13 protein-coding genes are annotated in these 15,317 nt (G+C 60.9%); 4 read left to right on the top strand and 9 right to left on the bottom strand.

Going from position 1 to position 15,317, the window contains the following annotated elements; all coding sequences use genetic code 11:
- Window positions 1-129: 129 nt before the first annotated feature.
- The gene (gene parE, locus BM399_RS04685) at window positions 130-2,136 is read left to right on the top strand and encodes a DNA topoisomerase IV subunit B (protein ID WP_092864835.1); all 2,007 of its coding nucleotides are present in this window, start codon (window positions 130-132) and stop codon (window positions 2,134-2,136) included.
- 58 nt (window positions 2,137-2,194) lie between these two features.
- On the opposite strand, the gene BM399_RS04680 is transcribed toward parE, so the two are convergent.
- A complete protein-coding gene (locus BM399_RS04680; RefSeq protein WP_092864832.1) occupies window positions 2,195-3,604 on the bottom strand; it encodes a fatty acid desaturase family protein in 1,410 nt (469 codons plus the stop codon).
- Between the two features lie 682 nt (window positions 3,605-4,286).
- On the opposite strand from BM399_RS04680, the gene BM399_RS04675 reads away from it, so the two are divergent.
- Complete coding sequence (locus tag BM399_RS04675) at window positions 4,287-6,149, top strand: DEAD/DEAH box helicase (RefSeq protein ID WP_092864829.1); 1,863 nt, start codon at window positions 4,287-4,289, stop codon at window positions 6,147-6,149.
- A gap of 22 nt (window positions 6,150-6,171) precedes the next feature.
- Here the strand turns inward: BM399_RS04675 and BM399_RS04670 are convergent, their stop codons facing one another.
- The 6 genes from BM399_RS04670 to sufC form a co-directional block, all read right to left on the bottom strand.
- Window positions 6,172-6,588 carry a TfoX/Sxy family protein gene (locus BM399_RS04670; RefSeq protein ID WP_092864826.1) on the bottom strand — a complete coding sequence of 139 codons (417 nt, stop codon included), beginning with the start codon at window positions 6,586-6,588 and terminating at the stop codon, window positions 6,172-6,174.
- Between the two features lie 26 nt (window positions 6,589-6,614).
- Window positions 6,615-6,971, bottom strand: coding sequence for a HesB/IscA family protein (locus tag BM399_RS04665; RefSeq protein WP_092866351.1), 357 nt, complete (start codon window positions 6,969-6,971; stop codon window positions 6,615-6,617).
- A 105-nt stretch (window positions 6,972-7,076) separates the two neighbouring features.
- Window positions 7,077-7,463 carry an SUF system Fe-S cluster assembly protein gene (locus BM399_RS04660; RefSeq protein ID WP_342028742.1) on the bottom strand — a complete coding sequence of 129 codons (387 nt, stop codon included), beginning with the start codon at window positions 7,461-7,463 and terminating at the stop codon, window positions 7,077-7,079.
- A gap of 116 nt (window positions 7,464-7,579) precedes the next feature.
- Window positions 7,580-8,863, bottom strand: a complete 1,284-nt coding sequence (locus BM399_RS04655) for a cysteine desulfurase (RefSeq protein WP_092864820.1) — start codon at window positions 8,861-8,863, stop codon at window positions 7,580-7,582.
- Window positions 8,864-8,867: 4 nt separating this feature from the next.
- The gene (gene sufD / locus BM399_RS04650; RefSeq protein ID WP_092864817.1) at window positions 8,868-10,205 is read right to left on the bottom strand and encodes a Fe-S cluster assembly protein SufD; all 1,338 of its coding nucleotides are present in this window, start codon (window positions 10,203-10,205) and stop codon (window positions 8,868-8,870) included.
- Window positions 10,206-10,207: 2 nt separating this feature from the next.
- The gene (gene sufC / locus BM399_RS04645) at window positions 10,208-10,963 is read right to left on the bottom strand and encodes a Fe-S cluster assembly ATPase SufC (RefSeq protein WP_092864814.1); all 756 of its coding nucleotides are present in this window, start codon (window positions 10,961-10,963) and stop codon (window positions 10,208-10,210) included.
- 263 nt (window positions 10,964-11,226) lie between these two features.
- Here sufC and BM399_RS04640 point away from each other — a divergent pair, with 263 nt between their 5' ends.
- Both BM399_RS04640 and BM399_RS04635 read left to right on the top strand, forming a co-directional pair.
- Window positions 11,227-11,592 (top strand): hypothetical protein, encoded by a 366-nt coding sequence (locus BM399_RS04640; RefSeq protein ID WP_143111330.1) that lies wholly within the window; start codon window positions 11,227-11,229, stop codon window positions 11,590-11,592.
- Between the two features lie 27 nt (window positions 11,593-11,619).
- Window positions 11,620-12,027, top strand: a complete 408-nt coding sequence (locus tag BM399_RS04635) for a hypothetical protein (RefSeq protein WP_092864808.1) — start codon at window positions 11,620-11,622, stop codon at window positions 12,025-12,027.
- Window positions 12,028-12,143: 116 nt separating this feature from the next.
- Here BM399_RS04635 and sufB read toward each other — a convergent pair whose 3' ends face one another.
- Window positions 12,144-13,613 (bottom strand): Fe-S cluster assembly protein SufB, encoded by a 1,470-nt coding sequence (gene sufB, locus BM399_RS04630; protein ID WP_092866348.1) that lies wholly within the window; start codon window positions 13,611-13,613, stop codon window positions 12,144-12,146.
- Between the two features lie 55 nt (window positions 13,614-13,668).
- Window positions 13,669-15,240 carry an aminotransferase class V-fold PLP-dependent enzyme gene (locus BM399_RS04625; protein WP_092864805.1) on the bottom strand — a complete coding sequence of 524 codons (1,572 nt, stop codon included), beginning with the start codon at window positions 15,238-15,240 and terminating at the stop codon, window positions 13,669-13,671.
- Window positions 15,241-15,317: the final 77 nt, after the last annotated feature.

The raw sequence follows: 15,317 nt of genomic DNA, 5'->3' as shown, positions 1-15,317 counted from the left end.
CGATGGTGGCATGACCCCGGCTCAGGCTATAAGGAGCCCTCAAGATTCGCATCTGCGGCTTCTGCTGTCGTGCGTCCCGCCGCTTCTTTCCGAACGTGTGGTCACGCCTCAGACGATCAAGGGCTGCAGATGAGCCGATCTCAAACCGACCTCTTTCCGGAATTCGATAGCGAAATGACTGAAAAATCGTCGCGTGCACGCAAGCCCGTCGAAACTGGCTACAGCGAGCATCATATCGAGGTGCTCGAAGGCCTGGAGCCCGTACGCCGCCGCCCCGGCATGTACATCGGCGGCACTGACGAAAAGGCGATGCATCACCTCTTCGCCGAGGTGATCGATAACTCTATGGACGAGGCCGTCGCCGGCCACGCGACGTGGATCGAAGTCGAACTCTCGGCCGACGGCTTTCTGACGGTTACCGACAACGGCCGCGGCATCCCGATCGGCCCGCACCCTAAATACAAGAACAAGAGCGCACTCGAGGTCGTGCTGACTGTGCTGCACGCCGGCGGCAAGTTCGACTCGAAAGCCTACAACACGTCCGGCGGCTTGCACGGCGTCGGCGTCTCCGTGGTCAACGCGCTGTCCGAAACGCTCGAAGTTCAGGTCGCGCGCGACCAGCAGCTTTACCGGATGGTATTCTCGCGCGGCGAGCCGCAAACCAAGCTCGAGAAACTCGGCTCGATCATGAACCGGCGCGGCACCAAAGTGCGCTTCAAGCCGGACGAGAAGATCTTCGGCAAAGGCTGCGCGTTCAAGCCCGCTCGCCTGATGAAGATGGCCCGCTCGAAGGCCTACCTTTTCGGCGGCGTCGAAATCCGCTGGAAGTGCGACCCCGAACTTATCAAGGACGAAACGCCCGCCGAAGCGGTGTTCCACTTCCCCGGCGGATTGAGCGACTACCTGACTTCGTCGATCGAGGGGCAAGCCCGCGTCACCAAGGACATCTTCTCGGGCCGCGTTGAGAAAGAAGCCGGTCACGGATCGGTCGAATGGGCCGTGGCCTGGATCGCTGACGAGGATGGCTTCTCGTCCTCATACTGCAACACCATTCCGACGGCCGAAGGCGGCACGCACGAGAACGGCCTGCGTCAGGCGCTGTACAAGGGCCTCCGCGCCTATGGCGAACTCGTCAACGTCAAGAAGGCGATCCAGATCACCTCGGAAGACGTGATGGGCACGGCAGCGTCGATGCTGTCGGTCTTCATTCGCGAGCCAGAATTCCAGGGGCAAACGAAAGACAAGCTCGCGTCCGCCGAAGCAACCAAGATCGTCGAAACCGCTGTCCGCGACGCCTTCGATCACTGGCTCGCAGATAGCCCGCAACAGGCAACGAAGCTGCTCGAGTGGACCATCGATCAGTCCGAGGAGCGCCTGAAACGCCGCCGCGAGAAAGAGGTCGGCCGCCAATCCGCCACGCGCAAATTGCGCCTCCCCGGCAAGCTTGCCGACTGCTCGATTCAGCAGGCAGCAGGCACGGAAATCTTCATCGTCGAAGGCGACTCCGCCGGTGGCAGCGCCAAGAGCGCGCGCGATCGCGAAACCCAGGCAATCCTGCCGTTGCGCGGTAAAATCCTGAACGTCGCCAACGCGTCCTCGGCGAAGCTGTCGCAAAACCAGCTGCTCTCCGATCTCATTCAGGCACTCGGCGTCGGCACTGGCACCAAATATCGCGACGAGGATTTGCGCTACGAGCGCGTGATCATCATGACGGACGCCGACGTGGACGGCGCACACATCGCCTCGCTGCTGATAACCTTCTTCTATCAGGAGACGCCGGAGCTCGTTGAAAACGGCCATCTGTTTCTGGCCGTCCCGCCGCTCTACAAAATCTCCGACAAGAGCGACGTTGCCTATGCACGCAACGAAGTGCATCGCGACGAGCTTATCGCCACGCGCTTCAAGGGTCGCAAGCCCAAGGTTACGCGCTTCAAAGGCCTCGGCGAGATGGACTTCAAGGATCTCAAAGAGACGACGATGGACAAGAAGAAGCGAACGCTTCTGCGCGTTGGCATCAGCGAAGACGCACGTGGCGGATTGGGCGATGTCGTCAATGCACTGATGGGATCGAAGCCCGAAGCTCGTTACCGCTTCATCCAGGAACACGCGGCTTTCGCGAAGGACCTGGACATCTAAGACGAAACGATAGGCTGGCAGCTTGAACGAGGGGAGCGCAAACGCTCCTCTCGTTTTTTTATGTACCGTCGCGCAGAGACGCCTCGTTCTCGCGCGCAATGGCAGCGGCGTCGCTCACCTTGGCGTATTCGAGCGTATTGGTATCGACGTAGACGTTACCGCCCGCCTCCGGCGCGTACTTTTCACCCAGAACCTCGATGACGGTCGGATTGCGATCCTCGACCTTGCCATGCGGCGAGTTGAAGTAGCCCTCAACGACGATCCCCTTGTCTCGGTATTCGGGATCCTGCAGCAGCAGCTCGTGCAAGCCCTTCAGCTTGTAGTGGGGCACCGAGGCGAAGACGTGGTGCGGAAGGTGATAATCCATGCCGAACGGAAACACCGCGTAACGAATGAACGGATTGACCAGGAACACCCGGGTGTTCGTGTAACGTCCGCGATCGGCATTTCCGTGCTGCACCCACTGGCGCATGATCATGAATAGCGGGAACGCCGTGAACAGAGGAAGGATCCAAAGTAGACCGAAATATGCCCACGCCGGGCCCCAGCCCGCAACTTCGATGCCCGTGAGAGCGGAGTACAGGATCGCCATAAAGAGAATGCGGCTGATGTTCGTCGTCCGATGCGAGATCACCGTCTCGACGTGCGCATGCGGCAGCTTCTCCTCATCGAGAAAATAGAAGTACGCAACAGCCGCGGCCGTCATCACGCCAAGCGCCGCGAAAGCCCACGCGCCATGTCCCGACTCGATGAGCGTGATCGCAGCCGCAGGCGCCGTCACGGCGTAAATGACGCCCATCAGCGTCGGTAGCCGTTCGCCCTTGCGCTCGCGGTCCATGTACGGGTTGTTGTCGGTGCCGAGAGCACTATAGCGCGCACGAACGATCATGTAGCGGAAGAGGTTCGGCAGCCAAAGCTGCTTCCCGAGCTCCTTCAGCATCTCGAAATGAGTGATCGGGAAATCGAGATCATGGCCGCTTTCATTGAGCTGGGCCCAATCGGGATCGCGAAGCGGGTCGTTGATGAATTGGTGATGCGCGAGATGGTGCAGCCGGTATTGGAACGTCGACGTATAGATCGGAAACCCGCCGAGCCAATCGGACGCCAGTTCATTCAGGGTCTTGTTTTCAAAGAGGATGAAGTGCGTCCCCTCATGAATGACACCGCCGAACTGGTGCTGCGACGCGCCGACCACGGCGATGCACAGCAGCGTCATGGGGATATTCCACCACCACTCGAGACCTGCCTCCGCGACCGCGCCATAGCTCCAAATGGTCAAGCCAATCGATGCAGCGATGACGAGGTAGACAAACGCGATATGGCGGAAATTCGTGAAGTTATCCCGCTTCTTGAGCTCTCGGATGGCGTCACCGCGGCGGGGGCCTTTCTGACGCGCTTCGCCGCTCGTCGCGGTTTCGCGAACTGTCAGACCGGCATCGGCCATCGAAGAACGAGCATTTCCAGCCATCGATCGAGATCCTCGCGAATTTCAGCGGCGCTCGGGTATCTCTAACCTGAGAATCGCGTCGCACCACGCGACGCCATCGACTTTTAGCGAACCTGCGTGTCCGACCGGTATCTGCCCCAGCAGATATCTACGGCATTGATTATTGATCCAAAAGTCAATTTCGCTGATACGACAAATAAGCCCTTCTCGGCGGGGGACAGTTTGTAATCGCCTTCAACCGGGGCCTATGTCCTATGCCTCGCGAAAATGAGTGCGCGCCGCATTGATTCGTCCACGCGGCCATTCGAGGCCGAGCATTTTTACTCCTCCAGAGCACCGCCGGGGCGCTGCGGCATCCTCGGCATCGCCTTCTCCGGGAAAAATGGCTGCCCGAGCCGACGCATAGTGACGATAACCGGCGCAAACGGCCGAATTCGCTCGCCCAATCCTCCCTGTGACACAACCCCGCGGGCTCACAGGCCTAAACCGGCGAGTTTCCCTTGCGCTAGGACGAGATGTATGCGAGCACCCGAACGTGCCGGAGCGCAGGGGATCGATTTGCGCATTTTTTAAATGCTTTTTGATCCGCACTCCTATTTCGGCTTAGGTCCTTTCGGCACCCGTCCCCCCTGCGCTCTTGAAAGACTGTCTGACGCTGCGTTGCGCCGGACCATCCGAGCTGTGCAGATGGAGATACTGACTTTTGGAAACCAAGACGTTCGCTGACCTAGGGCTTTCGCCCAAGGTTCAAGCGGCCATAACGGCTGCGGGTTACGCAAACCCAACCCCCATTCAAGCCGCCGCCATCCCGGTCGCCGTTACCGGACGAGACGTGCTCGGCATTGCCCAGACGGGCACAGGAAAAACGGCTTCGTTCGTCCTCCCGATGATCACGCGCCTCGAAACCGGCCGCGCGCGGGCACGAATGCCCCGTTCGCTGATCCTCGCTCCGACCCGAGAGCTTGCGGCCCAGGTCGCGCAAAGTTTCGAAAAATACGGTGTAAATCACAAGCTGCAGGTCGCGCTCCTCATCGGCGGCGTCTCGATGGACGACCAGGTCAAGAAGCTTGATCGTGGCGTCGACGTTCTGATCGCAACCCCCGGCCGCCTTCTCGACCATTTCGGGCGTGGCCGCGTCATGCTGATGGGCGTCGAAATCCTCGTCATCGACGAAGCCGACCGCATGCTCGACATGGGCTTCATTCCGGACATCGAGAAAATCTGCAAGCTTCTGCCGCCACGGCGCCAGACGCTCTTCTTCTCGGCGACGATGCCGCCGGAGATCACCCGGCTCGTCAATCAGTTCCTGAACAATCCCGAGCGGATCGAAGTCGCGAAACCCGCGACGACCGCGAAGACCATCACGCAGCACTTCGTCTATTGCCCGAACGGCGAAGACTGGGCGAAGCGCGACGTCCTGCGGAATTTGATCCGCGATGGCAACGTCAAGAACGCCATCATCTTCTGCAACCGCAAGCGTGACGTCGCCGTCCTCTTCAAATCGCTGACGAAGCACGGCTTCAACGCCGGCGCGCTTCACGGCGATATGGATCAGGCGAGCCGGACGGACACCCTCGACAAATTTCGTTCGGGCGACATCATGTTGCTCGCGGCGTCCGATGTCGCGGCGCGCGGCCTCGACATTCCGGAAGTGTCCCACGTCTTCAACTTCGACCTTCCCTGGGCTGCCGACGATTACGTGCATCGCATCGGCAGAACCGGACGCGCCGGTCACGAAGGCCATTCGATTTCGCTCGTAAGCCCGGACGACCTGAAGTTCGTAAAGGACATCGAAAAGGTCACCGCCGAAACAGCCGTCTGGCTCGGCGATCCGCCGAGTGAGGAAGATATCGCAGGTGCCGGCAAACGCCGCCGCGGTCGCGGTGGACGCGGCCAAAGCTCGGGCCCCGATAAATCACGGAGACCGCCGCAGGCTGCGCAACGAGGTAGCCGCCCGCCGGAACATAAAGAACGTGCACCCGAGCGTCGGGAACGACCGGAGCAAAGCGCTCGCCCGCCCCAGCACGAGCCGGCTCAGCCGGAGTATGCCGAGCCGATCGAGCAACCGCACCGCGAGGAGCGTAAACGCACGCCTCGCCCGGAGAGAGCGCCACAACCGCGATCCGAGCAGCCACGGCAGCAGCATGCGAGATCAGAGCGCTCGAGATCACCCGAGCATTCAAGATCCGAGCAACCGAGGCTCGAACAACCGAGGCCAGAACATCCGCGGTCTGAGCACGCGAGATCTGATCAGCCAACCCCTGATCACCCAAGATCCGAGCACGCACGGCCCGAGCACGCACGGACGGAGCATCCTCGCCGGCCCACAGAACCGGGACGGCGCCCGCAGCGCCCGAAACCCGCTCCTGATGCGTGGACGGACGAGCCCGCACCCGCGCAGCGACAGGCACGCCATGAGCGGGCGGAAAAGCGGGAACCGGCAAGGGAAGCGCCTCGTAAGCAGCAGCCCTCTCATAAGGGTGATGAGCGCTTGGGCTTTGCCGAGAACGTGCCCGCGTTCATGCGCAAGCCGCCACGTCCGATGAAAGTCCCTGGCCGCGGCTGAGGCTCGCGGCTGAGGCTAACGCTCAGCGTTTCGTCGGCTTAACATTAGGTTTCGCCGGCTTCGCCGTTCTAACGGTGCGAGCCGGCGTGACTGACCGCTTGGTTTCCGAAGCCGCATATTTCGCCGCCGCGACCGATGCGGATGCCCAGTCTCGCAGGTCCTCGGTATCGTCGAGCAGGCGCTCGGGAAGTAGCCAGTAGGAATGCAGTTCGGCGCGGCCATTCTTCGTCATGTATGAGAACGCGCGCGAGCCTTCAGCCGCGAACCTCAACCGTGTCTCGTCCGACGTCTTGAGATAGATCGCGCCGTCGTCGATGATGGCGAAGAAGATGCCGTCAAAATAAACGCCGACGCCGCCAAACATGCGCCGCCCGCGAACCGAGCCCGCACGTCCCAGCGCATCCTTCAGAATTTCGAGAATTTCGTCATTGGCGGACATGATTGACCGTCATGCCCGCGTCCGCCTCACGCCTCGGCCGGAGCAAATCCAGGAGGCGTTGCCGGCTCGAGATTGACGCTCTCGCCGCAACCGCATGCACTCTTCTGGTTCGGGTTGTTGAACACGAACTGCGAAGAAAGCTTGTCGGTCTTGTAGTCCATCTCGGTGCCGAGCAGATACATCATCGCAGCCGGATCGATCAGGACGACGGCGCCCTTTTCCTCGATGATCTCGTCGAACTTCCCGATCTCTTCCGCCCACGTCATGGTGTATTCCATGCCCGCACAGCCGCCCTTCTTCACCCCGATCTTGAGGGCTTTGACGCCGGGCTTCTGCGCAATGAGCGCGGAAACGCGCGCCGCAGCGGCGTCGGTCAGGGTCATGACTTTTGGCATTATTCTAAGCGAGGGCACGCGGGCCTCCGTATGTGCGAGTCGTGGCAACAGCCACATCATATAGGAATTCGGGGCTCAAATGCGAGGGCGTCCTCAAAACATGCCGACAGCGAGGCGCGCCTCATCCGACATCCGGCTCTGATCCCAAGGCGGATCGAACACGATGGCGACTTTCGTCTGCGCGACGCCCGGAACCGCATTGACGGCATTTTCAACCCAGATCGGCATTTCCCCCGCAACCGGGCATCCGGGAGCCGTTAAGGTCATGTTGATCGCGACATTGCGGTCGTCGTCGATCTCGACTTTGTAGATCAATCCCAGCTCGTAGATGTCGGCAGGGATTTCGGGATCGTAAACGGTCTTCAGTGCGGCGACGATTTCGTTCGTCAGCCGCTCGATCTCTTCAGGCGGCAGCGCCGTCGCCAGAGCCGCCGCATTTTGATCAGTTGTCTTTTGCTCAAACGTCGCAGTGTCCGGCACGGGGTCCGGAGCGACGCCACCATCCGGCGGCGACGTCGGCGGCGCGTCTAGCGCTTCGACCGCCTGCTTTACGGCGGCGCGGTCTTCAATCTGCTTCCCGTCCATGCGGAAGCTCCTCAAGTAAAAAGGTCATGGGCTTTGGTAAGCGCTACCATCAGCGCGTCAGCCTCGGCCTTTGTGTTGTACAACGCGAAAGACGCGCGGCAGGTTGCGGTAACCCCAAGCCGCTCCATCAGAGGCTGCGCGCAGTGATGACCGGCGCGAATAGCGACGCCGGACCGGTCGATGATCGTCGAAACGTCGTGCGGGTGCAGACCATCGATCGTGAACGAAAAGATCGAGCCTTTTCCCGGCGCAGTCCCGTAGAGCTTCAGCCACGGTAGTTCCGCCAAGCGTTCCGCTGCGTAAGCGCCAAGCTCCGCTTCGTAGAGCGAAATCTTTTCTCGGCCGATCTGCATCATGTAGTTGAGCGCGGCACCCAGGCCGATGGCTTCGACGATGGCCGGGGTGCCCGCTTCGAACCGGTGCGGCGGCTGGTTGTACGTCACGTTATCGAGCGTCACGGTCTCGATCATATCGCCGCCGCCCTCGTAAGGCGGCATGGCAGCGAGGTGTTGGCGCTTCGCGTAAAGCACGCCGATCCCCGTCGGGCCATACGTCTTGTGGCCGGTGAAGACGTAGAAATCGGCATCGAGTTCGCGAACGTCGACGCCCATGTGCACGGCGGCCTGACTGCCGTCGACGAGAACCGGCACGCCCTTGGCGTGCGCAATCCTGATGATCTCCTTCACCGGATTGATCGTGCCGAGCACGTTCGACATATGCGTAACGGCGACAAGCTTCGTGCGCTTCGTGATCAGGCTCTCGAGCTTTTCAATGATCAGCTCGCCGCTATCCGTCATCGGCGCCCATTTCAGAACGGCGCCCTTCCGCTCGCGCAGAAAGTGCCAGGGCACAATGTTGGCATGATGCTCCATGATCGTGATGAGGATCTCGTCGCCCTCGCCGATCCGGGGTTCGCCGAACGAACGCGCAACGAGATTGATCGCGCTCGTCGCATTGCGCGTGAAGATGATCTCGTCCTGGTACTCGGCATTGAGAAAGCGGCGCACGGTTTCCCGTGCCGCCTCATAGTGCTCCGTCGCGGTATTCGAGAGATAGTGCAGCCCGCGATGCACGTTCGCGTACTCGAAGCGATAGGCGTGATCCATCGCCTCGATGACGGAGAGCGGCTTCTGCGCCGACGCCCCGTTGTCGAGATAGACGAGCGGACGATCGTTCACCTCGCGAAAGAGGATCGGAAAGTCGGCCCGAATGCTTTCGACGTCATAAGGCGCCGCCGTCAGCCCCGCGTGCGAGGCCGTGCTTCTCGCTACATCAATCGACGTTTCGCGTCCCATATGCCTATCCGCGTGGCGAGCGGCCGAGCCACTGCATCGCATACGATGCAAGCGCCTCTCTGAGCCCCTCGTGCTCGACCTTGTCGAGCGCCTCACCAATGAACGATTCGATCATCAGCGCGCGGGCTTCCTTCTCAGGAATTCCCCGCGAGCGGCAGTAGAAGAGAAGATCGGAATCGAGTTCCGCACTCGTCGTACCATGACCGCAAACGACATCGTCGGCGTAAATTTCGAGTTCGGGCTTTGAGTCGAACTCCGCATCTTCAGACAGCATCAAAGCTTGCGACATCTGCTTGCCGTCCGTCTTCTGCGCGTCGGGCCGAACGATGACCTTGCCTTGGAACACACCGCGGCCGTGACCGTCGAGAACGCCCTTGAACAGCTCCCGGCTTTCGCAGTGCGGCACCGCATGGTCGACGACGAGCGTGTTGTCGACGTGCTCGGAGCCCCGCGCCAGATACGCGCCCGAAAGATCGAGCTTGCCGCCTTCGCCGTCGAAAAGAATGTTGGCGCCATGCCGTGCAAAGCCGAGGTTCGATGAAAATTGGAAGCCACGATAAGTTGCATCAACTGCCATCGTCACTTCGCAATTCGAAAGATGCAGCGACTTGCCTTCATCAACCGCCGACCGGACGTGATTGAGCGTTGCGCCCTTCCCGACCGACACTTCCGCGAGGACATTGAGATGCGCGTCGCGGACAGCGCCCGGCAGCACGACGTTGGCTTCGACGATGGTCGCGCTGGCGCCTTCGCCGACCGTGATCAAATTCCGGACGGTAACGGCGTTCGCCTCTGAGCCCGCACGAACGAAAACGATCAGCAGCGGCTTGGCGATCGACGCGCCCTTGGTGACGTCTACGATTGCGCCGTCGGTCATGAAAGCCGTGTTGAGCGCCTCGACGGCGTCTCCGCCCGCTGGCGTTGAAGCCAGGCTGGCAACGGCCTCTTCCGACGCCGACTGTAGCGCCTTCCCGATGGTCGAGATCGCCAATCCCTTGGCATCCGCGATGTCGCTGAGGTCTGCGCGATGGTGACCATTCACGAACACGATGCGATGCGCGTCGACGTGAGCCAACGGCCCGAGCGCAACGATGAGTTCGCCGATGCTCAGCGGGGTCTTATCCTCGACGGCGGCTGGCAGCACCTCTTTGAGGTTGGCGCGCAGATCCGTGTATTTCCACTCTTCGATCCGCCGGTGTGGAAGCCCGAGGCCACCGAACGTGCCGATAGCCTCAGCACGGCGCGCCTTCACCGGTGCGCTGCCCGGAAGCTTTGCGGCGGCCGCCTCGAAACTTTCCGAGATGGCCTGCTCCGCCTTGGTCTTCATGACTGCTACGTTCATGTTCACGCTGCCTTGTTCGAATATTCAGCGTAGCCGGATTTCTCGAGTTCGAGCGCGAGTTCCTTGCCGCCCGTCTTCTGGATGCGCCCGTCGGCGAGAACGTGCACCTTGTCCGGAACGATGTAATTCAAGAGCCGCTGATAGTGCGTGATGACGAGGAACGCGCGGTCGGGCGAGCGAAGCGCGTTGACGCCTTCCGAGACGATCCGCAGCGCATCGATGTCGAGGCCGGAATCCGTTTCGTCGAGCACGCACAGCGTCGGCTCGAGAAGTCCCATCTGCAGGATTTCCGAGCGCTTCTTCTCGCCGCCCGAGAACCCGACGTTGACCGGACGCTTCAACATCTCGATGTCGATGTTGAGCTTCGCGCCCTTCTCCTTCGCGAGCTTCAGGAAGGCAGGCGTCGTCAGCTCCGCTTCGCCGCGCTTCTTGCGAATGGAGTTGAGCGCAGTCCTGAGAAACGTCAGGCCGGCCACACCCGGAATTTCCATCGGATATTGGAACGCCAGGAACACGCCCTTCGCGGCGCGCTCGTCAGGCTCCATGTCAAGGATCGACTCGCCATTCCAAAGAATGTCGCCGTCGGTGACTTCATAGCCGTCGCGCCCCGCGAGCACATACGCAAGCGTCGACTTGCCGGAGCCGTTCGGCCCCATGATAGCGTGCACTTCACCTTTCGGCACCGTCAGCGAAAGCCCCTTGAGAATCTCCCGATCCTCATCCTCGAGCTTCACGTGCAGGTTCTTAATCTCAAGCATCTCAGTGACCGTTTCCTATGAACTTCCGTTTGAATTCTTACCCGAGCGCCAACTCACTTCTGTTTTGCTGGCTGTTTCTTCCCGATCACAGACCCATCGGCAATCGCCCTTAGGCCGTTGACGTTATAACGGCATCCATGCAGCACTGGACCCGAGATCGAGGGGGACCAATTCGGACCATGCTGCGCATACCGGGATGCATCCTTGCGCTTATGATTGCGACTGGGTGCTCCTCGGCGATGGGGCCTGACGCGAGCATCCGAGTGCCGGCCCTGGCGAGCGCGCCGGGCCCTGCCTTGAACATGTACTGGCCGTGCCTTCTCGAAATCCCGACGCCCGATGTACTGAAAGAGCGCTACTCCGTCATCGTCGATGGCAACACTGTCGGAGACATCGGGCGCTGCGAGTATCGGCGCTTCGAGGTCACGTCCGGACGCCATGAAGTCAAAGTCAAATCGCCCATGCTGCTTGTCGACCTCGCGGGCGCCTTCGGATTGAAGGGGCCGTACTATAATGTTCCGCCCGGCGCCCCGATCTACATCCGGCTGACCTTTTTCAAATACGTCGAATACCGCGAGGTTCCCGCGGAAGTCGGCATTCGCGAAATTACCAACATGGCCAAGAATTGAAGCCGTCCTGACTGGAGCGTCCTCAAAATGAAAACCACTTTCGCCATCGCCGCCTTTGCAACGATCCTCGCCCAATCTGCCCAAGCCGGCGAGCTTTACATCGTTTCGCGGTGCGCACCGATCCAAATCTTGACCGGCTGGAAAACCGACCCCTTTGGCTCGTCCAGTCCCGTCTTCGTCAATGGCAAGCTCGTCGGACACTTGAAAATCTGCGACGCGCTCCGCACCAACGTAGTGGCGGGGAATCACAACGTTCGCGTCAAGCTCGCCGGAAAGAGCGACTATGGGGTTTCGAGCGATGCTGGGATAAGCGTCGCCGCCGCAAATCACCCAGTCTATGTCGTGATGAGCAACAACGACTTCACGCACGCTGAGGTCGTGAGCAGCGAAGAAGGACGGCAATTTCTCGCGAACGTGCGGCAAGCCAACAAATAGGCCACCGGCCACGCCTCCGCATCCCGGAAGCACGTCGATTTCATGCAGGCAAGCGGCCGCCGGCTCCGGCAACGGAACCGGAGGCAACGTTCCCAAATTATGAGCCGGCATTCCGATCATCCCACGCTTCCTTCAAGCGAGATGCCGATAAGCTTCTGCGATTCAGCCATGAACTCCATCGGCAGCTGCTGCAGCACATCGCGGACGAAGCCGTTGACGACGAGCGCAATCGCCTCTTCCGACGAAAGCCCGCGCTGGCGGCAGTAGAACAGCATGTCGTCCGAAATCTTCGACGTCGTCGCCTCGTGTTCGAAGTGCGCGCTCGAGTTCTTCGCTTCGATGTAAGGCACGGTGTGCGCACCGCACTTGTCGCCGATGAGCAGCGAGTCACAGTTCGTGAAGTTGCGAACGCCTGTCGCCTTCCGGTGCGCCGACACGAGACCGCGATAGGTATTCTCCGAATAGCCCGCCGCAATGCCCTTCGAGATGATGCGGCTCGACGAATTCTTGCCGAGATGGATCATCTTCGTTCCGCTGTCGACCTGCTGATAGCCGTTCGAAACCGCGATCGAATAGAACTCGCCCCGTGAATAGTCGCCACGCAGAATGCAGCTCGGATACTTCCACGTGATCGCTGAACCGGTTTCCACCTGCGTCCACGAGATCTTCGAGTGATGACCGCGGCAATCCCCGCGCTTCGTCACGAAGTTATAGATGCCGCCTTTGCCTTGCGCGTCGCCCGGATACCAATTCTGCACCGTTGAGTATTTGATCTCGGCATCGTCGAGCGCCACAAGCTCGACGACCGCTGCGTGCAGCTGGTTTTCGTCGCGCATCGGCGCGGTGCAACCTTCGAGATAGGATACGTACGCGCCGCGATCGGCAATGATCAGCGTGCGCTCGAACTGTCCCGTCTGCTTCGCGTTGATGCGGAAATACGTCGAAAGCTCCATCGGGCAGCGCACGCCTTCCGGCACGTACACGAACGAGCCGTCAGAGAACACCGCCGAGTTCAACGACGCATAGAAGTTGTCCGACTGCGGCACGACCGAGCCGAGATACTTCTTCACGAGCTCGGGGTGCTCGCGCACGGCTTCCGAGATCGAGCAGAAGATGACGCCAGCCTTCTTCAACTCGTCCTTGAACGTCGTGACGACCGAAACGCTGTCAAACACGGCATCGACCGCGACGCGCGACGACGTCACGCCCGCGAGAATTTCCTGCTCCTTGAGCGGAATGCCGAGCTTCTTATAGGTCTCCAGCAACTCCGGATCGACTTCGGCGAGGCTCTTCGGCCCCTCGGTCGATTTCGGCGCCGAGTAGTAATACAGATCCTGAAAATCGATCTTCGGATAGCGGACCTTCGCCCAAGTCGGCTCGGTCATTGCCTTCCAGCGGGTGAATGCCTCGAGCCTCCAATTCAGAAGCCACTCCGGTTCGCCCTTTTTGGCCGAGATGTAGCGCACGGTCGATTCATCGAGGCCCTTCGGCGCCCGGATGCTGTCGATCACCGTCTCGAAACCGTACTTGTACTGGTCGACATCGATCTTCCGAACGTGATCGATTGTCTCCTGAACAGCAGCCATTTCTTTCCGTCTCTCTTTCAACGCCGCCAACCGGCGGCCCTTCAACTAAATTCCGTTACGCAGCGAGCGCTGATGCCCCTGCGATCGTCGTCCACGCAGCCAGAAATGCCGCGATATCGTCCTTCGTCGTCGTCGGCCCGAGACTGATGCGGATGGTGCCCGCGGCAATGTCGTGACCGAGGCCCATCGCTTCGAGAACATGGCTCGCGCCGACTTTGCCCGATGAGCAAGCCGATCCGGCGCTTACAGCGATTCCGGCGAGATCCAACCTGATGACCAGTGTCTCGGCGAGCTTGCCGGGAAGCGCCAACGCTGTCGTATTTCCGAGGCGTGTCGCGCCTTCGCTGATGATCGCCACATCCGGACTGATGCGTTTCAGGTCGGCCTCGAACTCATCCCGCAAGGCGCTGATGGCCGCTGCAGCCTGCAAGTCGCGAAGCGCGGCTTCCGCCGCTGCGCCAAATCCGGCGATTGCCGCGACGTTCTCTGTTCCCGCCCGCCGCCGTCGTTCCTGCCCGCCGCCCCGAAGTAAGGGCACAAGATCTATATGGTCGCGAATGACCAAGGCGCCAATACCTTTGGGCCCGCCCAATTTGTGCGCGGAGAGCGCAAGCGTATCGACACCGAGTGCGGCGAAATCGATCGCCATCCGGCCGGCCGCCTGCACAGCATCCGTATGCACACTGAGCCCATGCGAGCGCGCCAGCTCCGCGATTTCCGCGACAGGCTGAACGACGCCGGTTTCATTGTTGGCGAGCTGAAGCGCAAGAAGGGATGGCCCCGCAAAGCTCCGCGACGATACCTGCTCGCTGACGTCTTTGGCGCTGACCACGCCGTTCCGGTCGACCGGCAGCATAATGATTTCGCTGCGCGAAGAACGGACCGGCGCGAGAACCGAATCGTGCTCGACGCCGCTCGTCAAAATCGACGTCCACGGCTGCGCCATGACCCAGTTGTTGGCTTCCGTCGCGCCGCTCGTGAAAACAATTTCGGACGGCTTGGCGCCGATCAGGCGCGCGACGCTTTCGCGCGCCCCCTCGACGACCGCGCGAGCGCGACGTCCTTCCGCATGAACCGACGAAGCATTGCCGACGACGTCGAGCGCCGCGATCATCGCAACCTTGGCCTCGGGCCGAAGCGGCGCCGTGGCATTATAATCGAGATATGTCCGCATGCCCGCCGGCCGCGCGGCAGCGGCTGCGAAAGCCGGCCGCGACGAATATCGCCCGCCTGCAATGACGTCGGCGAGATTGACGGAAGCCAGGAACTGCCCCGTCGACTCACTGAGCGCGCTCCAAAGCCAATGCGTGACACAAGGCGTCGCGGCAGAGCAGCGCGGATCGTTATGCGAGCAACGGGTGAATCGCGTGTCTTCCTCGACCGCATCCATGACCGCAGCAATCGAGATTTCCGCGGCACGCTTGGAAAGCCGGTAACCGCCGGACCGGCCGCGGGCGCTTTCGACGAGACCAGCGCGGCGAAGTGGCACGAAAAGTTGCTCGAGATAGGCGAGCGGCAGGCTCTGCCGCTCAGCGACGACCGATAGCGCTATCGCGCCCTCATCGGCATGCCCGGCGAGATCGGCCATGGCCATGACCGCGTACCGGCCTTTGGTCGTCAATTCCACGTTTCTATTCTCCGGACTATCGTCGCCCCAAGTGGCAACGGAATCCAAACCTTGCGCCCGGCACCCCGGACTGTGCT

Origin of the sequence: Hyphomicrobium facile (assembly GCF_900116175.1) — a bacterium.
Taxonomy (GTDB): domain Bacteria; phylum Pseudomonadota; class Alphaproteobacteria; order Rhizobiales; family Hyphomicrobiaceae; genus Hyphomicrobium_B; species Hyphomicrobium_B facile.
This window is presented reverse-complemented; position numbering and strand designations above follow the sequence as displayed.